The sequence below is a fragment of the Streptomyces sp. NPDC102270 genome, from assembly GCF_044766405.1.
Classification (GTDB): Bacteria; Actinomycetota; Actinomycetes; order Streptomycetales; family Streptomycetaceae; genus Streptomyces.
In genome coordinates this window covers 98130-123599 of record NZ_JBIWLX010000014.1, presented here as the reverse complement: position 1 = coordinate 123599, position 25470 = coordinate 98130, and the positions used below count along the sequence as shown (strand labels likewise).

The window sequence follows — 25470 nt, the reverse complement described above, 5'->3', positions numbered from 1 at the left end:
CCGGGCGGTGGCCGCTTCACGACAGCGAAGGCGTCGTGTGTGATGCGGCGGGTCAGTGGGTGGTGAGCATGCCCTCGCGCAGCTGGGCCAGGGTGCGTGACAGGAGTCGGGAGACGTGCATCTGGGAGACGCCGAGTCGTTCGCCGATCTGGGCCTGGGTCAGTTCGTCCACGAACCTCCAGTGCAGGATCTTGCGCGAGCGCTCGTCGAGGGCGGCGATCATCGGAGCCAGGGCGTGGAAGTCCTCGACCAGTTCCAGTGCGCCGTCCTCGTTGCCGATGAAGTCGGCCAGGGCCGTCTCGCCGTCCTCGCTGTTGTTGATGGCGGCGTCCAGGGAGGAGGAGCGGTAGCCGTTGGAGGCCAGACGTGCCTCGATGACCTCCTCCTCGTCCAGGTTCATCAGCTGGGCCAGTTCGGCCACGGTGGGTGTGCGGCCCAGGCGGCTGCTCAGCTCCTCGGTGGCTCGGGCCAGCTGGACGCGGGCCTCCTGCAGCCGTCGCGGAACGTGCACGGCCCACGTGGTGTCACGGAAGAAGCGCTTGATCTCTCCCACGATGTAGGGGATCGAGAAGGAGGTGAACTCCACCTCCCGGGAGATCTCGAACCGGTCGATGGCCTTGATCAGACCGATCACGCCGACCTGGACGATGTCCTCCATCTCCTCCGCGTCCCGGCTGCGGAACCGGGAAGCCGCGAAGCGGACCAGAGAAATGTTCATCTCGATCAGCGTGTTGCGCGCGTACTGGTACTCCGGCGTGCCCTCCTCCAGGAGGGCCAACTGCTGGAAGAACAGGCGGGTCAGTTCACGCGCGTCCTTCGGAGCGACCTTCGACGGGTCGGCCACCTCCGGCAAGGCAGAGCAGTGCGCTTCCGTCGCCGTCGCGGTCGCTGCCGTATCCGAAATCATGTGACCCTCCCCTGTCGGCCCTGCTGACCGGCCAATTCGGCTTGCCGCAGCCGCGTCTACCCCTTCCTTCCGCCTTCATGCCCACTCCTTCCACTCACCTCAAGGTGGTTCTGCTCGCCGTTCGACGATCAGGTCGTCGTGATGAACGAGGCGGGACGGGGTAGGGGAAATTCCGGCAGATTTCCCCCGCACGAAGGTGATGCCTCAACCCATGGCAGAGACACGAGACGTCGTTGAACTCATTCTCCAGGACCACCGGAAGATGGAGGACCTCTTTCGTCTGATGCGCAGCGTCGAAGCCGACCGGGGCGCCGCTCTTCGGGAGTTCTCCGATCTGCTGATCGCACACGCGCTGGCGGAGGAGGCCAAGGTCTATCCCGCCCTCAAGCGCTACAAGAAGATCGACGACGACGAGGTGGAACACGGCGAGGAGGAGCACGAGGAGGGCAACAAGGCACTTCTGGAGCTGCTGGAGGTCGACCAGGTCGGCTCCCAGGAGTGGGACGAGAAGCTGGAAGAACTCGTGCAGGCCGTCACCCACCACGCCGACGAGGAGGAGCGCACCATCCTCAACGGAGCACGCGAGAACGTGGCCATGGAGCGCCGCGAGGAACTGGGCGAGGCGTTCGCGGAAGAGCGCGAGCGTCAGCTCAAGGCCGGCTGCGGTGCCGTGGACAACGTGCGCCGCATCGTCGGCTCCTGACCGCAACCCATTCGGGTGACGAGACCGTTCTACCGGCAGGATGCTCTGATCCCGGACATGCCTGGGGCCCCCGGAACGTATTCCGGGGGCCCCAGGCATGTCCGGGATCGGCGGGTTACCAGCGATACCAGCGTCCCTTGCGGCCGCCTGTGTCAGCGGAGCGCATCACGAAGCCCAGCAGCCAGACGACCAGGACGATGACGGCGATCCACCACAGTGCCTTCAGCGCGAAGCCCGCGCCGAAGAGGATCAGTGCCAGAAGAAGAACGAGAAGCAGGGGAACCATAGTTATCAACCTCCGTCGCTCCTCGTGCCCGGCGAATCCAAGAACATACGGTCGATTTCCTTGGTTTCTTCACCGTTCTCACGGGCACTGAAACCGGTTGCTCCGCGCCGTGTCGACCCGCCGCGGGAAGGCGTTCCCCGGTGCGAAATACTGTCCCGATGAGTTCACGCAGTTCCCCGATCAGCCGGCCGATCACCATCCGGAGGGCCGTCGCACGGGATGCCAAACGGCTCACACGGCTCGTGCGCGGCTCAGGGGCGTACGAGGGCAAGTACGCAGCCGCAGTGGCGGGCTACCGGGTCGGTCCTGACTACATCGACGCCCACCGCGCCTTCGTAGCCGTCGGCGCCGACGAGTATGAAGGCCGGGTCCTCGGGTTCTACTCGCTCGTCCTCGCTCCACCGGAGCTCGACCTGCTGTTCGTCGCCGACGAGGCGCAGGGTCGGGGTATTGGACGGCTGCTCGTCGCGCACATGCAGTCCGAGGCCCGTGCCGCCGGGCTCGACCGAGTCGAGGTCGTGTCGCATCGCCCCGCCGAGGGCTTCTACCACAGCGTCGGTGCAGTGCGGATCGGGACCGCACTCGCGAACCCGCCCGCCGTGCCGTGGGACCGGCCCACATTCGAGTTTCGCATTCCGCCGGAATGACGCACGCGCAGGCCCGCCGCGCGGTGCCGCGGAGGAGCTTGGCTGCAGTCGGCCCGGCTCCGGCGGGGTCTGTGTTCGGGTGTGCGACGCGGTCTTGCTGTGCTCGTCGTGTACGTCCACAGCGGACGGTCGTCCAGGTGAAAGAAGACCGGCACGCCGACGGGTCGGCGAGGGCGGGTGCGGGATCGATGCGGTCGTTGTGGGGGTGTACGCAGGGGCGATCAGGGCCCGGCGGTCACCGGCCCGGCGCCACCGAGCGGGCCCCGGTCACCACTGGATCGTCCCTGGGACCGACGGCGGCGCCTCCCGTGCCGTGACCGTCTCGCGTGCCGACGCGCGGACGTCGGGGTGTGCGTGCCGGCGCAGGGTGCGGAGCCGGCCGCGCCACGGCTCCGTCCACCGAGAGCGGTTGCCGCCGGAGACGGTGAGCCTGATGGCGAACAGGCCCTGGGCCAGGCCAGGTTCCGCACCCAGCGTGCGGGCGGTCTCCCACCACGCGTCCGGCGCGGGGCCGCTGATCGCGCCGAGCCGCGAGCTGAGCCCTTCGGCGATGTCCCGGGCGAGCAGCGGACGTCCTTCGCAGTCGGCAGCCAATCGGCGCAGGCCCGCCGACAGCGCGGTGGCGTCCTTGTCCAGTTCGAGGGCGTACAGCCGGAGTTCGGCGACGGAGCGCGCGAGATCCTCGTGCCCGGCGGCGGTGTCGGCGGCGCGCAGCAGCACGTCCGCCGCCGGCCGGCCCCCGCCCCGGTAGCGATGGTGGAGCAGGAGGTGGTGCAGCAGGCTCGCGGCCCGCTGCCGGGCCGGCTGGTCGCGTTCGGGCTCGGCGTCGGGCTGGTCCGGTTCTCCTGTGGCTTCCAGCATCGCCCGCAGGGCCCGAAGGTACGGGCCGTCGTCGTCCGCCGCCAGCTCCACCAACTCCTGCCCGGCCATCGCCCACACCGCCCGATCGGCAAGGTCCGTGGTGGCGGCCACCAGCATCTCGGCGATCTCCGGCTGCCACGGTGCCCATTCCGCCAGAGCTGGGAACAGCGCCGCAGCCGTTTCCGGTTCGAGCGGCTCGCAGGCGCGCTGCAGCAGCCCTGCGTACCTGGTCCGATGCTCCTCGTCCACCTCGGCCACGGCCGCCCGTGCCAGCTCCCGGCGGAGCTCCGTGCGTCCCTGCGCGGCCGACTCCAGCATGGGCCAGCCGGCCGGCTCCGCCAGCATCCCCTGGGCAAACGCGACGCACACCGACTGCACGTCGTGGTGCTGCCCGGGCAGCTCGAATGCTTCCCGCAGCAGCGGAGCCGCCTGCGCCGGGGGCAGCATCGTCGCCGCGAGGCGCACCGCCTCCTTGCGGCTGGTGACCTTCACCGTCCGCGGGTCCTTCGGCGTGAGCAGCCTGCGGAGCTCCGTGGCGAGCCGCGACGGCGCGACGTACTGCGCGGCCCGCGTCGCCGCGTAGACCGCGACCCGGGCGCGGTCGCCGCCCGCGTGCTCCAGCAGCAGCGGCAGCACCTCGTCGGGGCGGTCGGTCCACGGCAGTGCGCCGAGGGCCGCCTCCGCCAGCGGGACGTCCGACGATCCCGTGTAGCGGCGGACGACTTCCAGGCCCGCCTCCGGGATCACTGCCGCCGCCGAGAGGGCCTGGACGCGCACATGCACCGGCTGTCCCGCGTCGCCCGCTGTGCGCGCGAGCAGCTCCGCCGTCGCCCGCTGCTGGCGCGGTACCCAGCGGTGGGCCCGGTGGGTGGGTGGCGTCCAGTGGCTGCGGGCGGTCAGGAAGCGGCCGTACGGTGGGGTGTCCGCCAGCACCGGGTCGAGCAGGTCCGTACGCCGCTCCGTCAGGACTCTGAGAACGGACGGCAGCACGGCGGCGGACGGCTCCAGCCGCACGATCCGCTCCACCCGCTCGTCGCGCCCCTTCGGCCGCTCCATCCAGAGGTCGACGGCGGTGCGGACGGACGCGTCGTTTCCGAACTGGACGGCCTGCCACAGGTACTCCTGGAGTTCGGCCATCCCCCACGCGCGCCGCCCGAGTGCCCGTACGAGTGCGAAGACGAGCGAGTAGTCGGCCTTGTCGGTCGCGGCCTCCAGCCACGGCCGTAGCGCCGCCAGCACCTCGTACTCCTGGCCGCGCCGCAGCACGGTGTCGAGGCGGCCGACGTTCACGCCGCCGGTGTGGCCGGACAGCCGGGTGAGGGTGTCGAGGGCCCAGCCGATGAGCCGCGTGCCGCCCGTGACGGCATGCTCGCGCAGCACGGACAGGGCGAGCGTGCTGAGCGCGTGACGGGTGCTCCAGGAGGAGTCGCGGGCTTCGACGGCGTCGATGGCGATTCGTCCGAGGTCCTCGGCGGCGTCCTCCGCGAACAGCGAAGGGCGCACCTCCGCCAGTGCGGAGAGGGCCGCGCTGCGGACCGGGTCCTGTTCATTGCGCAGCCGCAGCAGCGCACGCAGCAACCGGCTCACTTCCTGTGGGTCGCGGGAGCGTGCTGCGTTGCGGACGAGCAGTGGGTACGCCGTGGCGCGGTCGTCCGCGGCGGAGCGGCGGACGGCGGTGAGAAGGTCGTCACGGACCTCGTCCGGCGGCAGATAGGAGGCTGCCGTCAGTATCTGCGTCCAGTGCGCGCCCCTGCCGCGGGCCAGCGTCGCCATCCGCCGAGCCTCGGCAGTGCGCCGCTCGTACGGCAGTACGTCGAGCAGGGCGGGGCTGAGGTCCGCGTGGGCGAGGTCCTTGCCCTCCATCGCCGCGTCGAACAGGGCGCAGCGGCGGGAGGGCGGCAGGCAGGCCAGCAGCCGGGCGAGAGCGGCTGCGTTGTCGTTCCAGGCGCGGGCGAGTTCGGTGAGTTCCGCCGGGGCGTGGCGGACGAGGCGGCGCAGCACGGCGGGTTCGAGGTGGCCGCTGTTCAGCCGGGACCGCAGCTTCGGGCGTAGCAGCAGTCGCACCGTGCGGCCGGGATCCGCCTCGACCAGGAGGTGCAGCTTGCGGTCCACAGGCATCGGCAGCGTCTCGTAACGCTCGAGCACAGCCAGCACGCCGAGCGGATCCCGTTCGGCGAGGAGCGCGAGCGCGTCCGCGTGTGACGCCAGCCAGCCGTCCCGTACGACGGCGGGGAGGGTGTCGAGCTGCCGCTCCATCTCGGCGAGCAGCAGAGCGGGATGGCGGGCGGCGAGCAGCCGGTAGGAGCTCAGTCCGCGGAACAGGCGGGGCAGCAGCCGGGCGGCGGTCTCCGCCGTGCAGGCGGTGAGCAGTTCCGCGGCGGCCGCGGCGCCCCACCGCCGGTACGTCGGCTCGACCAGCGCCTCGGCGAGACCCGTACGCCCCGCCACGGCGATGGCGTGCACGAGCTGCTGCCGCACGGCGGCGGGTGCGTCCTCGATGGCCTCGATCACGGTGGAGTCCGTGAGCCGCCCCTGCCGCAGCGCCCTGATCGCGTGGGCGCGGACGAGGCGGTCGGGGTCGGCGAGGCAGCCCTCCAGATACGCGTCGTGGCGCCCCATGTCCGCCACGGTGGCGGCGAGCCGCCGCCCGTGGACGCCGTGGGCGGCCAGCCCGGTCACAAGCTCGTCGACCGCCCCCATCGCCGCGGCGCGCCGGGCAGCGGAGGCCAGCTCACGCATGCGGTGCGGGTAGGAGAGCCGGTCGACGGCCATGAGCAGGTGTTCGACACGCTGGGACATGAGGGCGATTCTGCCTGGCGGGCGCGGGTGACGCCTGCAGATTTCGGCGGGGCGGTGGTCGTCGTGCCGCAGGCTGTGCGGCTGTCTGCGCGGGCTCGGTCAGCAACTCCGCCGGCCGGTCGTGTGCCAACGTGCGGCTCTCCGCGGACGGATGTCGTCGTGGTGGGCGCCGGACAGTCTGCGCAGGAGAGCGTGGCGCTGCTGTGCGAAGCCGGCGTCGAGGTCCGACTGCACACCTGTGCAAGAGAGTTGGTGTTGAGAGGCGGTCCCGCCCCGCCGCACTGGCAGCCGGACGCACCGCTGGGCCGCTCCTGGGCGCTGTACGGGGTCGTGTACCAGGCCGCGCTCTTCTGGTAGCCCGCCTGGCACGGGCGAGCCTCAATGAACGCAGCCCGGTGACGACGGGAGTCATCGCCGGCATCCGTGAGCGAGTCAACATGGTCGGGCAGCTGCAGTCAGGACCCCGCTCATAGGGGCCGTCGTGACAGATGAGAGGCTCAGACGAATGAGCGAGACACCACCGAACACCCTGCAATACCGCTTTGACGGGCCAGAAGAGGCTCCCGTCCTGATCCTCGGTCCCTCACTGGGTACCACATGGCACAGGTAGGCGGAACCGTCTTCTGGGGTCCACCTGGTCCAGATCAGGAGCGTTTGACCGAGTTGGGATCTTCCCGTCCAGGCGCGTCAACGGTGTTGGTGACACGGACGTGACAGATGCTGACCCCCGTTCGTGTGTTTGGGCGGGGGTCAGCCCATTGTGCCAGGGGGGTGTGGATCAGGCCCTGTCCTCCGATCCCTTCCCCGGCACCCGAGGAAGCCCCGTCGTCTGATTGCCGAGGCGCGCGTATCTGTGGATGCTCCGGCACAGCCACAGCGTGAGGGGCAGCGGTCGTTCATGTTGCGAGATCCTCACGCTGTACCCGCAGCCGGCCGGTACCGGTAGCTCACAACGGCCGCACCGAAGGTGTCAACACTCGCACCAAGGGGATCACGAGGCTTATGCACGGACGCGCCAGATTCGACTTCCTCCGCTACCGCATCCTCCTGCCCTAACAGACACCCAGCGTCACCACCGACTACGGGCCAGACCGAACGTCTTACACTCCCGCCCCTCGTCATCGATGACCAGCGCCGAGACACCAGGCAGCCGGTTCTGCGCGGAGCAGGGCTTGGGTTCGCCCGACGACATGAAAGAGCGGCTCAACGTCGGGGTGGACATGTCGATAGGTGTCGGCAACACACGGTATTTCTGGACGATCTTGCGGCACGTGATTTTCTCCCAGCCCCTGAAGGAGGCGTTGGCGGCGGTCGCGGTCAGGGGCGGCCGAGGGCACGGAGGGTCCATCCGGCTTCGCGCCAGCAGCGGGGGTCGAGAGTGCCGCGGCCGTCAACGGCCTTCGTGCTCGCCACCCGGCTGGCGAGCCGGAGCGGGTCGATGCGGGAGAACTCCGGCCATTCGGTCAGGTGCAGAAGCAGGTCGGCGTCCTGGGCGGCGGCGATCGGGTCCTCGACGTAACCGAGTTCGGGGTGTGCCTTGCGGGCGTTGTCCAGGGCCTTGGGATCGGTGACGGTGACGGTCGCACCCAGCTCGTGGAGTCTCTGTGCCACGGCCAGGGCGGGCGAGTCGCGGATGTCGTCGGTCTCGGGCTTGAAGGCGGCGCCCCAGACGGTGATGCGCCGGCCGGCGAGGTCGCCGTCGAGTTGTTCGCGGGCGAGGGTGACCACGCGTTCGCGGCGCCGGTTGTTGATCGCGTCTACCTCGCGGAGGATCGTCAGAGCCTGGTCGGCGCCGAGTTCTCCGGCACTAGCCATGAAGCCGCGGATGTCCTTGGGCAGGCAGCCGCCGCCGAAGCCGAGGCCGGGCCGCATGCCGGCGCGGCCGATGCGGACATCGTGGCCGAGGATCTCGGCGAGCTGGGTGACATCGGCGCCGGAGGCTTCGCAGACCTCGGCGATGGCGTTTATGAAGGAGATCTTTGTGGCGAGGAAGGCGTTCGCGGAGGTCTTGGCGAGTTCAGCGGTGGCCCAGTCGGTGGCGATCGTCGGTGTTCCCGCTTCGGTGATCTTCTCGAAGCACTCCCGGAGTACGGCTTCGGCCCAGGACCCCTCCTTCTCGAAGCCGAGGACGAGGCGGTCGGGCCGGACGGTGTCCTCAATCGCGCGGGCCTCGCGCAGAAACTCGGGATTCCACGCAACCTCGACTGCGTCCCCGGCGGGGGCGTACTCGTGCAGCAGATCACGGATACGAGGAGCCGTGCCGACCGGGACGGTCGACTTCACCGCGACGACGGCCCGGCGCGTCAGGTGGGGCGCGAGCTGACGGACCGCAGTGAAGAGGTGGCTGAGGTCGTAGGCGTGTGCGCCAGGCTGTTGTGGGGTGCCGACCCCGATGAAGTGCAGGTCGCCGAAGCCGGCGGCCTCTGAGTAGGAGGCGGTGAACCGGAGTTGGCCGCTGGCGGTGTGCCTGGCGAGGAGGTCGTCGAGGTCGCGCTCGTGGAAGGGGGCCTTGCCCGTGTTGAGGACGTGGACCTTGTCGACGTCGGAGTCCATGCCGAGGACCTCGTGGCCAAGCTCGGCCATGCAGGCGGCGTGGGTGGCGCCGAGGTATCCGCAGCCGATGACGGTGAGCTTCATGAACGAGGTGTCCCTTCCAATGAGGCCGCTTGGCGGCGGGGTGCAAGACGGGCCGAGCGGCCGCACAGCGATGGATGTCGATGCGGATGACTGGCGGGTCGCGAGGATGCCCGGGAACTCGTGGGCGGAGAACCGGAGATCGACGTCCTCGGCCGGAGCAGAGTGACTCGTCCTTCAGGAACTCCGTCACCGGCACAACCACCTCGCCGGAGACATCCAGAAGTCGGCACGGCCCCCGAGGAACGCCGGAGCCACCGGGCGGGCAACTCCGCGCCGGGGCACGAGAACCGCGGTAGCCCGGGCTGGCCGGCAATCCTCCACCTCGAGCAGCTGCCGAGCAGTAGGAACCCGGGCCCAGCGGTGGGTGACGACGCCACTAGCCCGACGCGGATCCGGGGCAGCACCCGGTTCCGGGAGCGGATCGGGTCGCCGACGGTGAACCGGACCGTCAATTCCTGGCAGATGGTCCCACGGCTCGTGACAAATGACTGTACTTTTCCAATGAAGTCTAAATCTGCCGACATCAGATGCTTCCCGCACCAGTGTATTTCCGCAGGCTAACGGAGAAAAGGGATCTGGCGGCCGCGAAGGCGAGGATCCCGACGAGCGGCGCGATCGTCGCCAGCCAGGGCGAAAAAGGGAGTTCCGCTGTCTTGTCGGCCAGCTCAGCCGCCGGGACATAACCAATGAACGCTATCGGAATACAGAAGGTGAGCAATAGTTGTACATTCATCGGAAAGATCTTAAGCGGATAACTTCCAAAAGTAGCGAGAAGCTCGTCGACCCACTGGGACCAAGGAATCGTTGATATCGAACGCAGTGCGAAACAGGCGATAACGGTATGCAGGGACGCCTCCAGGAACACGCCTCCGATGATGGCCAAAATCAGGTAGCCGATTCGCGGGGCCGTCCAGTGCACATGCATCTCAGGCATAGCCATGGTGAACAGTGTGATCGCCACGACCAGGTCACCGATGGCGTTGAGGAATAGCTTGTCCAAAAGGATCTGCCGGTAGACTGAAAGCGGGCGCAGCATGAACGTATCGATCTTCCCTTCCTGGACGATGCGGGGAAGAGCTGCGAGCGAATTGAATCCGGCGACGTACAGGCTGTGGCTGAGCAGTCGGATGGCAGCCACCAGGAGGACCTCGCCCTTCGTCCATCCCGCCAGGTTCGGGAAGCGGTTGACCAGCACCGTGGCCAGCACCAGGACAGACGCCTGCCAGATGATCCCGGACGCGATTGCGAGCAGGAAGTCGCCGCGGTATTCGAGATTCGCCCGAAAGTTCACCTTCGTCACACACCAAGTGAGACGCAGATTGTGGAATCTACGGCGGCGGAGCCCTTCAAGTGCCACGACGCCAGGGGGATGCGCGAGTTGTCGAGCCTGAACCTCCCGCGTTTGTTTCACGTCCCCGCGCACGGTTATCCCCCCTCAATTGCCGTGCTCGACTCCGCTCGGCGCCACATCAGCCGAGTCAGAGTCATGAGTATCACTATCCACAACAGTTGAACACCGATCAGCGGAACTGCCGCGCTCGCCGATGTCCGGCCCACGTAGACGGACAGCGGGGTATTGAGGACGTTCTGAAACGGCAAGAGCTCGTTCACCTCGCGAAACCATTTCGGAAAGAGCCACAGTGGCGCGATGGCGCCGGACATCAGGCTCATGACGAACTGGTATATGTTCAGCGCATTGGTATTCATCATCGTCCAGAAGCAAATCAGATCCAAGATCTGATTCAGGTAGTAAAGCGTGACACAGCCGAGCGCGAACGATCCGAATGCGATGACTGCCGTCGACGCGCTCACCGGCGCGGCGATGACGCCGGTGTACCGGCAGGCGATGTAGCCGATCGTTCCCCACGCCAGGCCGTATGCCCGGTCACCGATGGCGCGCAGGGCGTAGTAGCGGCGTGGAGGGATCGGCCGCACCAGCCAGTAGAGGATGGTTCCACGCTGGAGGTGCTGGACCATGCTGTCGCGGGAGAACATCCGGTCGATGCCGCCCGTCTGAGTCACCAGGACCGCGAGGACGGCATAACTCACGGTTTGGGTGGCGGCCATGCTCTGTGTACCACCGGACGCCTGGTAGAAGCCCCGCCAGAAGCAGGACACGACGAAAAGCTGCATAGCCAGGCGGATGGCGGCGTTGACCACCCGGGCTCGCTGTCCGAGCTCCGCGCACCAGCAGATTCCGGCGATAGTGGTCAAGCGCCGCGCAGACCGTCCGGGTGTCAGCCTCGGCCCAGCCCGATGCTCATCGGGTTTCGCGGTAGGCAACGTTCATCACGTCCTCCAGATCGTGGGTGTCGGTCCCGTAGCGGGAGCGGAGATCCCCGATCGGACCGTCGAAAACCGTCCTGCCGTGGTTGACCAGGATCACGCGGTGAGCGAGCCGGTCCACCTCCGTCATGTCATGTGTCGTCAACAGCACTGTCCTGCCGCAGGATTCGACCTGGTGGCGGAGGAACTCCCGGACGCTCTCCTTGGCGATCGCGTCCATCCCGATCGTCGGCTCGTCCAAGAACACGACCGGTGGATCGTGGAGGAGCGCGGCGGCGAGATCGCAGCGCACGCGCTGGCCCAACGAGAGATGCCGCACCCGGGTCTCCCAGAAGGCGGACAGCTCCAGGAGTCGGTCGAACTCATTCAGCCGGACTTGGTAGTCGTGCTCGTCTATGCCGAACACCTCGCGCAGAATGCGGAAGCTGTCCCGCGCCGGCAGGTCCCACCACAGCTGGCTGCGCTGGCCGAAGACGGCACCGATGGCCATGGCATTGGCCTGGCGGTTGCGATGCGGCACGAGTCCTGCGACGTTCAGGCTGCCCGCGGTGGGCTCCAGGATCCCGGTGAGCATCTTGATCAGCGTCGATTTGCCGGCGCCGTTCGGGCCGAGCAGCGCCACGAGTTCGCCCTCCGCGACGGTCAGGCTCACGTCCTCGACCGCGACCTTCGTCTCATAGCGTGGGTTCACGAGGTAACGCAGGCCACCGGCAAGACCCGGATCGCGCCGCGGGACCTTGAAAGTACGTCGCAGACCATGGGCGACGATCATCGGTCGCTTCTCGTCACTCACCGCTTGTCCCCACGCGGCCGACGCAGTACGGCAACCTGCGACGGACCGAGTTCGACGCTTCCGTCGTGCACGACGCCGCTCAGCAGATCCGTACCCGAGGCCGCGACCTCATGCGCCCCGGACCGGTCATGGTTGATCAAGAAGAGATACTCGGCGTGCTCGGCCTGGCGTACCACGGCCTCGACGGGCTCGGGCCAATCGGCCGATCGCACGCCCGCGTCCGCGAGTACCGTCTCCAGCAGAGCAAGCAACGCATCGGGCTCAAGCCGTGTGGCCACGTACCACGCAGTGCCGTCGCCGAAGGCGTTGCGGGTCACGGCGGGCTCTCCGGCATCGAGCCCGGTCGTGAAGGCAAGCCTCGGCTCGGCACTCGTCGTGACGACACGTTCCGACCAGACCCGAGCCGTCGTTCCGTCCGAGAGCAGCACCTGTTCCTCAAGGTCCAGCGGATGGAACTCCTCGGTGTAAGCGCCGAGCACCTCGCGCAGAGCGCCCGGATACGGTCCGGGGTGCACGTGATCGTGCTGGTCGACGATTCCGCTGAAGTAGGAGACGAGAACGGAGCCGCCGGTGGCGACGTAGTCGCGCACATTCGAGGCGCACGCATCGTCGAGCAGGTAGAGGCTGGGGAGAACGAGCAGCTTGTACGCGCCGAGCTCGGCCCATGGGGGCACGAAGTCGATCGTGACCTTGCGGCCCCACAGCGCCCGATAGTAGGCGCGCATGCGTTCCAGATAACGCAGGTCGCAACTGGGCTTGTCCTCGAACTCCATCGCCCACCACGACTGCCAGTCCCAGACGATCGCCACATCCGCCACCACTCGGGAGCCGCGGACCTCCGACAGGGCGCGCACATCGCCGCCGAGAGCGACCACGTCGCGCCAGAGGGCCGAGTCGGTGTGTGCCTGGGGCAGCATCGCGGAGTGGAACTTCTCGGAACCGAAGCGCGAGGCACGCCACTGGAAGAACATCGCCCCGTCGGAGCCGCGTGCGATGTGGGCCAATGTGTTGCGACGCATCTGGCCCGGAGCCTTGGCCGGGTTGCGCGGCCGCCAGTTGACGGCGCCGGTGGAGTGCTCCATCAGCAGCCACGGGTGCCCGCCGGCCACACCACGTGCCAGGTCGGCGGACATGGCGAGCAGAACATGGCTGTCCGGTTCGGCTGTCTGGAGGTAGCTGCTGGTGCCGACGTAGTCGACGTGCCCGGTCCACATCCAGTAGTCCTGGTACTTCGCCTCGCCGACCATGAAGTTCGTGGACACCGGTATGTCGGGGGTGATTTCGCGCAGTACGTCGGCTTCCGCGGAGTAACACGCGAGGTGTTCATCGTTCGAGAAACGAAGAAAGTCGAGGCGTTGGGTCGTGTTGACCGGCATAGGCGCCTTGCGCGGTGGGGTGACCTCCTCCCACCGCGTGTATGCCTGGCCCCAGAAGGCCGTCCCCCATGCTTCGTTCAGCGCGGTGATCGACCCGTAGTGGTGTGCAAGCCAGTCGCGAAAGGCCGTTGCGCTGCGATCGCAATAGCACATCGGGACGTGCGCCCCGTATTCATTGTTGACATGCCAAGTTCGTAGCGCCGGGTGGTCCTTGTAGTGCTCGGCGAGCGCTCGCGCGATCCCGGTGGCCGCCCGCCGGTATTCCGGCGCGCTCGGGCAGAAAGACTCGCGGGCACCCGTTCCGAGGGTCACACCGACCGAATTGACGGGCAGTACCTGCGGGTACCGCCGTAGAAACCACGCCGGCGGCGCGGCGGTCGGTGTTGCCAGGCTGGCGCCGATTCCGGCGTCGGCCAGCAGATCCATCACCTTGTCCAGAGCCGCGAACTCGTATCTGCCCGGCTCGGGTTCGAGCGACACCCACGAGAACGTATTGATGTTCACCAGGTTGATGCCGGCCTGCCGCATCAGGCCCATGTCCTCGTACCACGTCTCGGCGGGCCACTGGTCCGGGTAGTAGTCGGCGCCGAAGATCATTGTGTCCGAGTGGGGAAGGCGGGGCGCTGGGTGCAACCTGATCTCCTTGCCTACGTGCTTTGTGGGAACGATCCCAGTACAAGAAGCGCCATCTTGAGGTCTTCTTGAGTGGCTGTCAACAGATCATCGACTGAACTGACTTGAGGCCGCCGGAGGAGCTGCCCGATGTTCGCGGTACCACGGCCCGCTGTCGCCCCGGCCGTGTGGGGTGATCTGAGGTGTTCCGCTGCAGCACTCTCCAACTGGGCTGATATCGCTGCGTGTCGGCATGAGTACGACGATGGATCCACGTGTGCTTCGTTCTGCGCATGTACGAGATCATGAATCCGGACATCCCCTCCAACTCCGGTGGTCCGGTGGGAAGTTGCCGCGGCATCCTCTTGATCGACTCGATAGCCGGTGTTACGTTGTGCACGTTCCCAGTCGGGATGGGGCATCGCGAAGATCACCGACGACACCGAGGGACTGCCGACGTGACCAGGGCGCCGAACTTGAGCGTGACGCCCGTGCGGACAGGGCGACGAGGTGGACTTCGGTGACCACGCGTCGACGGTCCTGGGCGGACTTGACGAGTTCAACACCGTCGCGAGGGCCGGAGGCCGGACTTCCGGCGCCGGGCGACCTTCGAGCGCACAGGCGCCTCCGCTGCCTGATCACGGGCCACCGAAACAGCGACTCTCGATAATTGGTCGATTTGATTCCAGGAAGGCGGCGAGACAGTGGCGTTCCCAGTTGTTTTCCCTGTCGGATCCAATACCGGACGAGCGGTCGGAAGGAATGTTGCAATCGCCGTGACGGCGGAAAGAGGTCAGCCGTCCCGGCGGCTGCTCGGTGCGCTCCAGGGTGGTAACGGGGAGGGTCGATGACGCGGGCCGCGCGCCGCGCAGTGGTGACCGGCGGAGCAGGATTTCTCGGTTCGCACATGTGCGAACGGCTGCTGGCTCTCGGCTACTCGGTGGTCTGCGTCGACAACCTGAGCACCGGCACCCTGGACAACATTCGGGCACTGTCCCAAGACCCGAACTTCGAATTCCGGGAGGCCGATGTATCGGCGGGGCTGGACATCACCGGCTCTGTGACGGACGTCCTGCACATGGCCTGTCCGGCCTCACCGCGCGACTATCTCCGGCTTCCGCTGGAAACCCTTCGGGTCGGCTCGGCCGGCACCCAGCATGCCCTGGACCTGGCCGCCGCCCATGGGGCCCGTTTCCTCCTCACGTCGACCAGTGAGGTCTACGGCGACCCGCTGGTCCATCCGCAGCCGGAGTCCTACTGGGGAAACGTCAATCCAGTCGGCCCTCGCGCGGTGTACGACGAGGCGAAGCGTTTCAGTGAGACCCTCACTGTCACCTACCAGGAGCGGCAGGGCCTCGACGCCCGTATCGCACGGATCTTCAACACCTTCGGCCCGCGGATGCGCGGCGACGACGGCCGGATGATCCCCACGTTCATCACCCAGGCACTCGCGGGCGACCCGCTCACCGTCGCCGGCAGCGGTGAGCAGACCCGCTCACTCTGCTATGTGGACGACACGGTGGACGGTCTGCTCGCCCTGCTCACCAGCCCGGACGTACATGGTCCGGTGAACATCGGTGGGAGCGCGGAGCTCAGCGTCCTGCAGACGGCCCATGCGGTGATCACGGCCGCCGGTTCGTCGTCCGATGTCGTCTTCGTACCCCGCCCCGAGGACGACCCCTCCCTGCGCTGCCCCGACACCAGCCTCGCCGCGGAGCGCCTCGGCTGGCGACCCAGGATCGATCTGGAAGAGGGGCTGCGGCGCACGATTCACTGGTTCGCGGAGTCCCGCGTCGCTAGCCCGGGGCTGAGCCGATGACGAAGCCGACCCCTTCGCCTGTCACCCCGGTCGATGCGGGACAGGCCGAGTTCAGCGCTCTGTCCGTCGTCATCCCGACCAAGGGAAACCCCTGGGCCGTCGCACGGCTCGTCGAGTCACTGGGCGTCGCCGTGACGGAGATGCCCGCCGGAGTCCGGACCGAGATCGTCGTCGTGGACGACTCGTCGTACGACGACGGCGAGCGAATCCGGGGAACCTGCGAGAAGGCGGGCGCACGCTATCTGCGCGGACCCCGCCGGGTCGGCGCCAAGCGCAACCTCGGCGTCGCCGAAACCCGCCATCCGCTCGTGCTGTTCATCGACTCCGACTGCATCGCGACGCCGACCCTGCTGCGCGAGCACCTGGACTTTCACAACGCCCACCGGGGCCGACAGGACATAGGCGCCGTGGCTGGTCCCACCGTGGTCGCGGGCGAGGCCGCCTCCGGACCCTGGCGCACCGTTCGGCACTCGCTGGTTGCCAATGCCCCTTGGAACTGGCCCTTGCGTTTCGAGCAGCTGTGGTGGGCTGCCACATCCAACCTTTCCGTGCGAAGGACGGCCTTCGAAACGATCGGTGGCTTCGACGAGCACACCTACACCGTGGTGGGCGGCGAGGACGTGGACCTCGGGGTGCGCATGGACGCCGCCGGGTACCGCACACTCGGGCACCCCACCGCCGTGGTGGTCCATGCCACGGACGGAATCACGCGGCTGCAGCAGTTCCGCCGCAAGCTCTTCCTGTACGGCAGAGCCTGCGTCTACAACTGTGCCCGGCAGCCGGAGCACACCCGCTGGTGGCCCAATCCCACGACGGTCGCCCTGGCCGCCGGTGCGACCGCGGCGCTCCTGCCGCGGCACCGCCTGCCCGTCCTGCTGACCGCCGCCGCAGGAACCGCCCTGTGGTTCGGGAACGACACACGGCAGACCGCTCGCCGCGCCGGCACCACCACGGGATCCGCCGCAGCAGCCGTCTCCGTCGACTGGAGCTACCACCTCGGGATCACGCTCGAGGCCATCCGGCGTGGCAAGCCGACGCTGGCCATGAAGCGCTTCGACTACTTCCCGGAGGAGCGCTTCGTGCCGACCGCTCCCGGGACGTCGCCCGAAGGTCAAGATGAGGAGACAAGGTGAATCCACGACTCGTCCTGCAAACAGGCATCTACGGCTACGGAATCCTGGGGCAGAGAGCCGAGACCGATCTGGAAGGCACACTCGATGCCATCCGTGCCGCCGGATACGACGGCCTTGAGGTCATGTCCTCCCTCCTGGGCGACCCCGCCCGGCTGCGGGACGCCTGCGCCGAGCGTGGCCTCGACACCGTGGCCGTGCATCTGTTCTGGCACGAGCTCGACGACTTCTCCTGGGAGACGTTGCGGGCGCTCGCCTGCGACCGGCTGATCCTGTCGGGACTCCCCGTCGACTCGGTGTCCAGCACCCTGGACACTCTGCCCGCGCTGCGCGACCATGTCGCACGCGCCGCCGACGTCGGCGCACGGGTGGCGGTGCACAACCACGAGGAAGAGGCCAGGCCGCTGCACGACGGCCGTACGCCGCTGGAGATCCTCTGCGCCGAGACGGCCCCCGACGAACTGGGATTCGTGGTCGATCTCCACTGGGCCTCGGTGGCCGGCGCACTCGAACGCACGCTCAAGGCGACTGCTGGGCGCTGCGACTACCTGCACATCAAGGACGGGCTGATCGCGGACCCGCAGGCTCCGCACTCGTTCGACCTGGGTACCGGGGAGGTCGAATTGGCGCACGGCTGGTCCACCGCGCGGAGCACGGGGGCGATCGCCGTCACCGCCGTGGAGCGCGCCATGCCCGCGCCCGATCTCCCCGCCGCTCTGCAGCACGACGCCGAGTTCACCAGGCGACTCTGGCAGACCGGCACGGTGCAACGGGGAGCCATGCGGTGAGCCGGCCCGTTCGCGTCGCACTCGTCGGCTGCGGGGCCATCGCCGAACTCGGCCACGCTCCCGCGCTCTTGGGCCTGCCCGACGACGCCGTCGTCAGCGCCGTCGTGGACCTGGCTCCGGCCCGGCGCAACCTGCTCGGTGATGTGCTGTCCGTCGCTCCCGACCGTCGGTACGACAGTGTCGACGCGCTGCTCGCAGACGCCGAGCCGGTCGATCTCGCTGTGGTCGTACTGCCGCCGGAACGCACCCCTGCCATTGTCGAGCGACTTCTCCGTGGCGGCGTCCGCGTCCTGTGCGAGAAGCCCATGTCCGTCGCGGCCGACGAGGCCGCCCGGCTGGCGGGACTCGCCCCGCACGATCGACTCGGCCTGGTGCACAACTACCTCCACCGCAGCGACGTACGCCAAGCGATGCACCATCTGCGCACCGCCGGACTCGGCCGCGTCCGCTTTCTGCGTCTGGAGCAGCCCGATTCAGGGCACTTCCCCGGCGCCGGAGTCAGTCCGCACTGGCGGCGGCAGAACACCGGTGGAGGTTGCCTGACCGACAACGCCTACCACTGGGTGTACGTCGCGCGGGAACTCACGGGTTCACCCGTCGCACAGGTCACGGCGCGCCTTGCGCGGCCGGATGCCACGTCCGCCGTGGACATCGCCATGGTCCTGCTGGACCACGAGAACGGCGCACTCACCAGCGTGCAGACGGCGTGGTGCGCTCCTAGCGCCCAACGCGTCCTCGAAGTGCACGCGGAGCACGGGTCGCTGCGCCTGGAGGGCGACTGCGGACCGTGCGAGGTCTTTCCGGCCGCCGGTCCGACACAGACGCAGCCGGTCGAACCCTCGTACACAGGTCTGTATCGAGAGGTTCTCGCCGCGGTACGCGCCGGAGAACCCTTCGCCGCGCCCGCGGACGCCTGCGTCGACGTCCTCGCCGTACTGCAGGCCGCCGATCTCTCCGCACGCCAGGGCCGGACCGTGCCGGTCGTTCCAGCCGGCGCCGCATAGCCGGGCAGAGCCCGTTGCCAACCGGGCCCGGCGCTGCCGTCAGTTGCGCGCCTTTCCCCCTCCACCGTCCCCATCCTGGTAGGAGCCAGTTGCCGTATGCCGACCTCCGTACCCGTCAACACCGCGCTGACCGTGGCCGTTTGCAGTATCGGACGCCCCGACCTCTTTCGGGCGCTCAGCCTGATCGCCGCAGATGACACCAGCCTCATCGCCGAACTGATCGTCGTCGACAACACCGGCGGCTCGATGGACCGTGAGGCCGTCGCCGAGGCCGTCGGGAGCCTCCCGGTGCGAGTGCTCGACGGCCCCGGTCCCGCCGCCGTCGGACGCAACCTGGCCCTGTCCCAGGCCCGGACGGATGTGGTGCTCTTCTTCGACGACGACTGCCTGCCCGAGCCCGGCTGGGCCACGGAGATGGCCGCCTACATGTCCGCCGAGCCCGAGGTCGCAGCGGGCTTCGGCCGGGTCGAACCCGTGCCCCTGCCGAACTGGCGGCTGGGTAGTGAAGTCGTGCCCCTGCTGGGCGAGAACGCATGGGGAGAGGTCGAGACGCCCGACGGCGACCTGTGGTGCCCAGCCGTATCGGGCCCCAGCTGGCAGCCGGGTGTGTACACCGGACCTCCCACCATTCCCGTGTCCGTGGTCGGTTCCTCCAACAACCTGGCCCTGCGCAGGAGCCTGCTGCTGCCCGACCGCCCCGTGTTCCTCCCCCATCTCGGCCCTGGAACCGCTCCCGCTTCGGGCGAGGACACCGAACTCGGTTACGCACTGATGCGGGAAGGCCGCAAGGTCGCCTACGTCCCCCAGGCCAAGATGGTTCACAACTCGTGGCTCGGCACGGACCGCGCCGAACAGAAAATGCGCTGTTACCTCCGCGGCAATGTGGAGGCACTCGGCTACCACGCCCTGCGGGGCGACGACCACGCGGCGCGGTTGCTCGCCGCGTACTTGGGCCAATTCCGTGTCGGCAACGGCCGCGGGCTCGATGAGTTCGGAGACATCTTCGCGTGGGGATACGGCTCCCTCACCGGCGGCACGGCCGGGACATCCTCGCGCCAGGCCGAGTCGGGCTGATCCGAAAGACCCGGCCCGGATCCGGTCTGATCTCCACCGAACGTCGCCCGCATGCCGCCGATGCCATCCGTTTCTTCGAGATGCCATCCGTTTCTTCGAAAGGAGAAGTTCGTGACCGTCAGCGTGCCCGCTCCCGAGGGTGCCCTGCGCTGGGGTATCCTCGGCGCCGCCCGTATCGCGGCGAACTTTGTCGGACCGGCCCTCGCCCGTTCACCCCACGCCGCGGTGCGCGCCGTCGCATCACGCCGCCCCGAGGCCGCGCGACGGCTCGCCGAAGCGGTGGACGCGCCGCGGGTTCACAGCGACTACCAAGCTCTGCTGGACGATCCTGACGTCGACGCGGTCTACATCGCGCTGCCCAACGCACTGCACGCACCATGGACGCTCGCCGCTCTGGCCGCGGGGAAGCATGTGCTGTGCGAGAAGCCGCTCACCACCACGCCGCACGACGCCGAGGCGATCCGCTCCGTCGCGCGCGAGGCAGGCCGCGTCGTCGCCGAGGCGTTCATGTACCGCGTCCACCCTCAGTTCGCGGCCTTCGTGGAGCGGATCCGGGCCGGCGCCGTCGGCGAGGTCCGCAGCGTCGAAGCCGCACTGTCCTTCGTCCTGGAAGACCCCGCTGACATCCGGATGTCGGACGAACTGGGTGGCGGGGCACTCCTCGACCTCGGGTGCTACATCGTCGATGCCGCCAACCTGGTGTACGGCGGCCTCCCCGTCGCGGGCTCCGCCGTCAGCCACCGCAGTGACTCCGGCGTGGACCTCCACACCTCTGCAGTTCTCGACTACGGCCGTGGCAGGACCGCCCAGCTCTCAGCGAGCTTCCTGCTCCCCTGGCACGACTCTCGGCTGGTGGTCCGCGGAGACAAGGGCAGTCTCAGCCTTGACCACTGCTTTAACCCCGGTACGGGAGAGGGCCGTCTGACCCTGCTGACGGCAGACGGCCACCGGGAGCTGACCACCTACGCGGGTGTCGACATGTACGAACAGATGGTCGACCGCTTTGCCCACATGGTGAGTGGGCGCGGGGAAAGCTACGTCACTCTCGACGATTCCGTGGGCGTGCAGCAAGCACTGGCGCTACTCACCACGCCGCGCACCGATCGGTGACGCGACACCTATCCGTCTTCACTCCGGCAAGGAGATCGATGTGCGAAAAGACGACCGACTTCTGACCGCGCCGGTGCAGCCGTTCGAGGTCACAGACCGGCGCCGCGACAACCAGGCCCTGAACATCGAGGAGTATCAGCAAGGGGCGGTCGAACTGCGCAGCCGGCCGCTGGCCCTGTTCGTCGAGCTCACCGAGAACTGCAATCTCAAATGCCCGATGTGCCGCTTCGGGGAAAAGTATGACCCGGCCTTGAACATGGACGAGCAGATGTTCGACCGCCTGGCGGACGAACTCTTCCCGTACGCGCATCTGGTGGACGTCCGTGGCTGGGGCGAGTCCACCATGCTCAGCGGTTTCGGGGACATGGTGCTGCGCGCCCTGGAGCACCGGGTCCGGGTCCGGGTTGTGACCAACGGCCAGATCAACCGGCCTGCCGTCTGGGACGCCATGATGCGAGGGCAGGGCATCGTCACCGTCTCGTGCGATGCCGCCTCGCCCGCCCTTTTCAAGAAGTTGCGCGGTGGCGGAACCCTGGAGAGGCTCGAAGCGACCTGCCGCGCCCTGGTGGAGGCGCGCGACCGCTATCAAGTCCCGCGCGACCATGTGAACTTCAATGTCGTCTCCAGCATGGACAACCTCGACGAGCTCGCCGACATCGTGCGGCTCGCCAGTCGACTGGACGTTCCGCTGGTGGTCATCCACCCGTTGGTCGCCCCTGCCGACGACCCCTCCCATCTGCGCCAGGACCTGGGCCGGACGCGCGAGGCGTACGCCGAGGCGGCCGAGGTCGGCCGCGAACTCGGTGTCGTCGTGCAGCTCGGTGCGGCGCCGGATCCTTCTCTCGCGCTGCCGGAGATGGTCCGCAAGCCGGCCTGCATGCACCCGTGGAGCTATGCGTACATTCGGTACAACGGGGATGTCGGGTTCTGCGACCACTTGATCGGCAACGGCGAGTACACACTCGGCTCCCTGCGCGAGAACACCTTCGAGGAGATCTGGAACGGCGAGGCATGGCAGTCGCTGCGCCGCGCTCATGTTCAGGGTGAGATACCCGACGCGTTCGCCCCGTGCCGCTACACCTACGCGCAGCGCTACATCGACTTCGAACACCTGGTACACCCCGACCGGGCGGAGATGATCGTGAGCAGTGCCACCCACGCTGAGGTCACACGGACCCGGGATCCCCGGCAGGTGCCCGTAGTGCCGTTCGGGCTTGAGCCCACATCGGAGGTGCTGGTACCCACGGCCATGCTCTCCGAGAGGCTGCGGCAGCTGCCCGGCTCACAGCGTTCGTGAGTGAAAGACTAGGACAGGAGATACGCCATGAATGAAATCGAGAAACTCCCCGGCGGCTTCATAAGTGGTGTGGTCCTGGTGGATGGCACGGTGCGGCGTTGTCCGACCGGGAATTCGGTTTTCGTCAACCGCCTGCTGCAGCACTACGAAGCGAATTCCTGGAACGGCGCGCCCCGCTATCTCGGTAGAGACGAGGAGGGTCGGGACGCGCTCAGCTATGTCCAGGGGTATGTGCCCTGGCAGGGCGGCAACCCCGCGGTCGCCTCCTCCGCGGCCTTGACTACGCTTGCCCGCCTCGTCCGCGCGGCCCACGACCTCACGGCGGGCCATCCTCTGGCGGACGGGCATGAGGTGGTGTGCCACAACGATCTGTCGCCCAAGAACACGGTGTACCGCTCCACGGATGAACCACTGGAGCCCATCGCTCTCATCGACTGGGACCTGGCGGCACCAGGTCGGCGTGTCCATGATGTGGCGCATCTGTGCTGGCAGTACTTGAGTCTCGGTCCCGGCACGGATCCGGTATGGGCGTCCGGACGGATCCGTGAGGTTGCGGATGCCTACGGTCTGGCATCCGCCGACCGCCAGGAGTTGGTGTCAAACGTGGCCGGGTGGCAGGAACGCTGCTGGCGGGGTATCGAGAGCGGAGCCGCCGGCGGAGACGCGGCCTTGATCAGTTTGCGTGAGGCGGGCGTCCCGGAGGAGATAAGGGCTGCACATGCCTGGGTGACGCATCACCAGCAGACTCTGGAGGCCGGTCTCGCGGCGAACTGATTTGTGCAGGACGTCACTTACCGCTTCTCCGCCCTCGTCAGGCCCGGTGGGAGCCGGTGACGTCCGTGCGCGCTGGTCGTTCGGTTCCTCCGCGTCCGCCTGACGCGCCAGGCGGATGCCCATAGACATTCGATTGCGCTTGCGGCTCTGTTCGCACCGTTTTCCGCCGACATCCGGCACCCAGGTAGAAGGAGTTACGTATGCCAAATGAGCGCCCTCAGACTGTCCTTGTCCTCGGTGGGGACGGATTCTGCGGCTGGCCCACTGCTCTGGACCAGTCTGACCGGGGTCGCAATGTCGTCATCGTCGACAACCTCAGCCGTCGCAAGATCGATGCTGAACTTGGAACGGCCTCGCTGACCCCGATCCAGACCCCTGAGCGACGACTGGAGGCATGGCGTGCCTTGTCGGGCCGGACCATCGACTTTGTTGATCTGGATGTCTCGGCGGACGTCGAGGCTCTGAGTAGACTCCTGGACAAATATCGGCCGGACGCCGTTGTGCACTTTGCCGAACAGCGCTCCGCGCCCTATTCGATGCTGTCCACGACGCATCGGACCTACACGGTGCACAACAACTTGATGGCGACGCAGAATCTGCTTGAGGCAATTCGCCTTTCAGGGGTGCCCACGCACATTGTGCACCTTGGGTCGGTGGGGGTGTACGGCTATTCGTCGAAGGACTGGACGATGCCGGAGGGCTATCTCAAGGTCGCCATCCCGTCATCTGCGCACCCGGACCGGCAAGTGGAGATACTGCATCCCTTCGAACCGGTTTCCATTTACCACCTCAGTAAGTGCATGGATGCGCAACTGTTTGAGTTCTATGCCCGGTATGACAACCTGCGGATCACTGATCTGCACCAGGGTGTCGTCTGGGGAACGCAGACCCGGTTGACGAGCCAGAGCGATCTTCTGGTCAACCGTTTCGACTACGACTCCGTCTGGGGTACCGTGGTGAACCGTTTCCTCATGCAGGCGGCGCTCAACCACCCCCTGACCGTATACGGCGTGGGCGAGCAGACTCGCGCGTTCATCCACCTCGAAGATGCCGTGAACTGCGTCAACCTCGCCCTGGAGAATCCGCCGGCGCCGGGTGATCGGGTGCGGGTCCGCAACCAGGTAGCCGAGTGCCTGCGGGTGCTGGATGTAGCCACCGTGATTTCGGATCAGACCGGTGCCGAAATTTCTTACGTGGACAATCCGAGGAACGAGCAGGCGCGGAACACCCTCAGCGTGACCAACGAGAGCTTCTCGGAGCTCGGCTTCACCCCCACCCTTCTGCGCGACGGGATCTGGCGCGAGTCGGTGGAGATCGCGCAGCGGTTCCGTGCTGATGTCGATCTCGATCGAATCCTGCCCGCGCGGCCCGGTGCGCACGTGGGCGAGCGCGTATGAACGGCATGCGGCAGGACGTAGTGGCGGAATTGTCCGCGGTGGACTCTGATTTTCTTGAGCGGGCCCGGCGGGCCGCAGGTGATCCGGCCGAGCATGACCGGCTGTTCGGTGAGGCCGAGATCTTCGGCCAGATCGAAATGCGTCAGCCGAGCAATGCTGTCTCGAAACATGACGGACCGGTACGGATAGGCACGTGGAACGCGGAGCGCTGCAAGTACGTCGGGGCAAGCGCGCAGCTCATCAGGGAATCGGGCTGCGATGTCGTGCTGCTGTCCGAGATGGACGTGGGCATGGCCCGTTCCGCCAATCTGCACACCCTGCGTGCACTGGCTGAAGAGCTCGGTTTCGGCTATGCGTACTGCGCGGAGTTCCTTGAACTGGGCATGGGCAATCAATCCGAGCAAGTGGAGTTCGCTGACGAGCGCAACCTGGCCGGAATCCATGGCAACGGAATTCTGTCCCGTTTCCCCTTGTCGGAACCGGTGGTCGTGAATTCCCCCGCACAGGGCCTGTGGTACTCACTGGACTGGCACCACCGCCGGATCGGTGGCCGGCGGGCTCTGTTCGCGACCGTCGCTGTCGGTACGGAATGGATCAGGGTGGGCAGCGTCCATCTGGAGAGCCTGTCCGATCCCGGCTCGAGGGCCGCGGAGCTTTCGGCGCTCGTCGACTCGGCCGATTCGACGCTTCCCACCGTCATCGGCGGCGATTTCAACACAGCAGACGTACCGGACGAGGAAGCACCGGACGACTGGTTCGCCAAACCTGGTCACCACGAGCCGCTGTTCGACGTGTTCGCAGCGGCGGGTTTCGACTGGCTGGACTGCAACTCGGCGGTCCCGACTCGTCGCACCCTGGGCAACGGCCTACCCCGCGCCCCGCACCGCAGGATGGACTGGCTTTTCCGGCGCGGCCTGGCCGCACGGAATCCCCTGTGCCGGCCCGCGGTGAACTCGGCCGGCCATCCCATCTCCGACCACGAACTCGTCAGCGCTGACTTCCTGCACGGGCTCCCCGACGACCGTGGCAGGGCTCGCGGGTGGTGACGACAGGGCCTCGCGAGCCCGTTGGCGCGTGAAGGAGACCGCGGTGCGGAGTGCACCCGCGAGCCGCACGACGTCCGGTGAGGCCGGACGCGTGGGCCTCGTCCTCCGCCCGTCCGGTTGATCA

20 protein-coding genes and 2 pseudogenes are annotated in these 25470 nt (G+C 67.6%); 14 read left to right on the top strand and 8 right to left on the bottom strand.

From position 1 onward, the window contains the following. Positions 1-52: 52 nt before the first annotated feature. Entirely contained in the window at positions 53-907 is an 855-nt protein-coding gene (locus ACIRP7_RS28985) for an RNA polymerase sigma factor SigF (RefSeq protein ID WP_403665174.1), read from the bottom strand. Positions 908-1118: 211 nt separating this feature from the next. Here ACIRP7_RS28985 and ACIRP7_RS28980 point away from each other — a divergent pair, with 211 nt between their 5' ends. After that, positions 1119-1610, top strand: a complete 492-nt coding sequence (locus ACIRP7_RS28980; RefSeq protein WP_403665172.1) for a hemerythrin domain-containing protein — start codon at positions 1119-1121, stop codon at positions 1608-1610. Between the two features lie 115 nt (positions 1611-1725). Here the strand turns inward: ACIRP7_RS28980 and ACIRP7_RS28975 are convergent, their stop codons facing one another. Next, a complete protein-coding gene (locus tag ACIRP7_RS28975; protein ID WP_030933194.1) occupies positions 1726-1896 on the bottom strand; it encodes a DUF5670 family protein in 171 nt (56 codons plus the stop codon). Positions 1897-2054: 158 nt separating this feature from the next. On the opposite strand from ACIRP7_RS28975, the gene ACIRP7_RS28970 reads away from it, so the two are divergent. Next, positions 2055-2543 carry a GNAT family N-acetyltransferase gene (locus tag ACIRP7_RS28970; RefSeq protein ID WP_403665170.1) on the top strand — a complete coding sequence of 163 codons (489 nt, stop codon included), beginning with the start codon at positions 2055-2057 and terminating at the stop codon, positions 2541-2543. A gap of 267 nt (positions 2544-2810) precedes the next feature. On the opposite strand, the gene ACIRP7_RS28965 is transcribed toward ACIRP7_RS28970, so the two are convergent. Continuing rightward, positions 2811-6203 carry a hypothetical protein gene (locus ACIRP7_RS28965; RefSeq protein WP_403665168.1) on the bottom strand — a complete coding sequence of 1131 codons (3393 nt, stop codon included), beginning with the start codon at positions 6201-6203 and terminating at the stop codon, positions 2811-2813. 159 nt (positions 6204-6362) lie between these two features. Here ACIRP7_RS28965 and ACIRP7_RS28960 point away from each other — a divergent pair, with 159 nt between their 5' ends. Beyond that, positions 6363-6560 (top strand): hypothetical protein, encoded by a 198-nt coding sequence (locus ACIRP7_RS28960; RefSeq protein ID WP_403665166.1) that lies wholly within the window; start codon positions 6363-6365, stop codon positions 6558-6560. 148 nt (positions 6561-6708) lie between these two features. Then, positions 6709-6807, top strand: a pseudogene (locus ACIRP7_RS28955) (3-oxoadipate enol-lactone hydrolase); the annotation flags it as partial. A gap of 713 nt (positions 6808-7520) precedes the next feature. On the opposite strand, the gene ACIRP7_RS28950 reads toward ACIRP7_RS28955, so the two are convergent. The 5 genes and pseudogenes from ACIRP7_RS28950 to ACIRP7_RS28930 form a co-directional block, all read right to left on the bottom strand. Then, positions 7521-8840: a UDP-glucose dehydrogenase family protein gene (locus ACIRP7_RS28950; protein ID WP_403665164.1), complete on the bottom strand. Its 1320-nt coding sequence runs from the start codon at positions 8838-8840 to the stop codon at positions 7521-7523. Positions 8841-9363: 523 nt separating this feature from the next. Continuing rightward, positions 9364-10140, bottom strand: a complete 777-nt coding sequence (locus ACIRP7_RS28945; RefSeq protein WP_403665162.1) for an ABC transporter permease — start codon at positions 10138-10140, stop codon at positions 9364-9366. A gap of 125 nt (positions 10141-10265) precedes the next feature. Beyond that, positions 10266-11054, bottom strand: coding sequence for an ABC transporter permease (locus ACIRP7_RS28940; protein ID WP_403665160.1), 789 nt, complete (start codon positions 11052-11054; stop codon positions 10266-10268). A 100-nt stretch (positions 11055-11154) separates the two neighbouring features. Further along, positions 11155-11898, bottom strand: a pseudogene (locus tag ACIRP7_RS28935) (ATP-binding cassette domain-containing protein); the annotation flags it as partial. Between the two features lie 17 nt (positions 11899-11915). Next, positions 11916-13892: a beta-galactosidase gene (locus tag ACIRP7_RS28930; RefSeq protein ID WP_403665158.1), complete on the bottom strand. Its 1977-nt coding sequence runs from the start codon at positions 13890-13892 to the stop codon at positions 11916-11918. 862 nt (positions 13893-14754) lie between these two features. Between ACIRP7_RS28930 and ACIRP7_RS28925 the strand changes: the two genes are divergently transcribed. The 10 genes from ACIRP7_RS28925 (at position 14755) to ACIRP7_RS28880 (ending at position 25346) form a co-directional block, all read left to right on the top strand. Further along, positions 14755-15726 carry a UDP-glucuronic acid decarboxylase family protein gene (locus tag ACIRP7_RS28925; protein ID WP_403665157.1) on the top strand — a complete coding sequence of 324 codons (972 nt, stop codon included), beginning with the start codon at positions 14755-14757 and terminating at the stop codon, positions 15724-15726. Then, complete coding sequence (locus ACIRP7_RS28920; RefSeq protein ID WP_403665155.1) at positions 15723-16859, top strand: glycosyltransferase family 2 protein; 1137 nt, start codon at positions 15723-15725, stop codon at positions 16857-16859. Before ACIRP7_RS28925 ends, ACIRP7_RS28920 begins: the two co-directional genes overlap by 4 nt. Further along, on the top strand, positions 16856-17644 hold the full coding sequence (locus tag ACIRP7_RS28915) for a sugar phosphate isomerase/epimerase family protein (protein ID WP_403665153.1): 789 nt from the start codon (positions 16856-16858) through the stop codon (positions 17642-17644). Before ACIRP7_RS28920 ends, ACIRP7_RS28915 begins: the two co-directional genes overlap by 4 nt. After that, positions 17641-18648 (top strand): Gfo/Idh/MocA family protein, encoded by a 1008-nt coding sequence (locus ACIRP7_RS28910; RefSeq protein WP_403665151.1) that lies wholly within the window; start codon positions 17641-17643, stop codon positions 18646-18648. The genes ACIRP7_RS28915 and ACIRP7_RS28910 overlap by 4 nt, the downstream gene beginning before the upstream one ends. Positions 18649-18744: 96 nt before the next feature. Next, positions 18745-19722 (top strand): glycosyltransferase family 2 protein, encoded by a 978-nt coding sequence (locus ACIRP7_RS28905; RefSeq protein WP_403665149.1) that lies wholly within the window; start codon positions 18745-18747, stop codon positions 19720-19722. Between the two features lie 111 nt (positions 19723-19833). After that, on the top strand, positions 19834-20832 hold the full coding sequence (locus ACIRP7_RS28900; protein WP_403665147.1) for a Gfo/Idh/MocA family protein: 999 nt from the start codon (positions 19834-19836) through the stop codon (positions 20830-20832). A gap of 40 nt (positions 20833-20872) precedes the next feature. Continuing rightward, complete coding sequence (locus tag ACIRP7_RS28895) at positions 20873-22129, top strand: radical SAM protein (protein ID WP_403665145.1); 1257 nt, start codon at positions 20873-20875, stop codon at positions 22127-22129. A 27-nt stretch (positions 22130-22156) separates the two neighbouring features. Further along, positions 22157-22903 carry a phosphotransferase family protein gene (locus ACIRP7_RS28890; RefSeq protein ID WP_403665143.1) on the top strand — a complete coding sequence of 249 codons (747 nt, stop codon included), beginning with the start codon at positions 22157-22159 and terminating at the stop codon, positions 22901-22903. A gap of 200 nt (positions 22904-23103) precedes the next feature. Then, positions 23104-24300, top strand: coding sequence for an NAD-dependent epimerase/dehydratase family protein (locus tag ACIRP7_RS28885; protein WP_403665141.1), 1197 nt, complete (start codon positions 23104-23106; stop codon positions 24298-24300). After that, a complete protein-coding gene (locus ACIRP7_RS28880; protein WP_403665139.1) occupies positions 24297-25346 on the top strand; it encodes an endonuclease/exonuclease/phosphatase family protein in 1050 nt (349 codons plus the stop codon). The genes ACIRP7_RS28885 and ACIRP7_RS28880 overlap by 4 nt, the downstream gene beginning before the upstream one ends. Positions 25347-25470: the final 124 nt, after the last annotated feature.

What these genes read in the sequence shown, in the direction of transcription:
- ACIRP7_RS28930 (WP_403665158.1), bottom strand. Translation starts at nt 13,892, where the DNA reads ATGATCTTCGGCGCCGACTACTACCCGGACCAGTGGCCCGCCGAGACG.
- ACIRP7_RS28885 (WP_403665141.1), top strand. Translation starts at nt 23,104, where the DNA reads ATGCCAAATGAGCGCCCTCAGACTGTCCTTGTCCTCGGTGGGGACGGA.
- ACIRP7_RS28905 (WP_403665149.1), top strand. Translation starts at nt 18,745, where the DNA reads ATGCCGACCTCCGTACCCGTCAACACCGCGCTGACCGTGGCCGTTTGC.
- ACIRP7_RS28965 (WP_403665168.1), bottom strand. Translation starts at nt 6,203, where the DNA reads ATGTCCCAGCGTGTCGAACACCTGCTCATGGCCGTCGACCGGCTCTCC.
- ACIRP7_RS28880 (WP_403665139.1), top strand. Translation starts at nt 24,297, where the DNA reads ATGAACGGCATGCGGCAGGACGTAGTGGCGGAATTGTCCGCGGTGGAC.
- ACIRP7_RS28925 (WP_403665157.1), top strand. Translation starts at nt 14,755, where the DNA reads ATGACGCGGGCCGCGCGCCGCGCAGTGGTGACCGGCGGAGCAGGATTT.
- ACIRP7_RS28985 (WP_403665174.1), bottom strand. Translation starts at nt 907, where the DNA reads ATGATTTCGGATACGGCAGCGACCGCGACGGCGACGGAAGCGCACTGC.
- ACIRP7_RS28975 (WP_030933194.1), bottom strand. Translation starts at nt 1,896, where the DNA reads ATGGTTCCCCTGCTTCTCGTTCTTCTTCTGGCACTGATCCTCTTCGGC.
- ACIRP7_RS28890 (WP_403665143.1), top strand. Translation starts at nt 22,157, where the DNA reads ATGAATGAAATCGAGAAACTCCCCGGCGGCTTCATAAGTGGTGTGGTC.
- ACIRP7_RS28980 (WP_403665172.1), top strand. Translation starts at nt 1,119, where the DNA reads ATGGCAGAGACACGAGACGTCGTTGAACTCATTCTCCAGGACCACCGG.
- ACIRP7_RS28970 (WP_403665170.1), top strand. Translation starts at nt 2,055, where the DNA reads ATGAGTTCACGCAGTTCCCCGATCAGCCGGCCGATCACCATCCGGAGG.
- ACIRP7_RS28920 (WP_403665155.1), top strand. Translation starts at nt 15,723, where the DNA reads ATGACGAAGCCGACCCCTTCGCCTGTCACCCCGGTCGATGCGGGACAG.
- ACIRP7_RS28950 (WP_403665164.1), bottom strand. Translation starts at nt 8,840, where the DNA reads ATGAAGCTCACCGTCATCGGCTGCGGATACCTCGGCGCCACCCACGCC.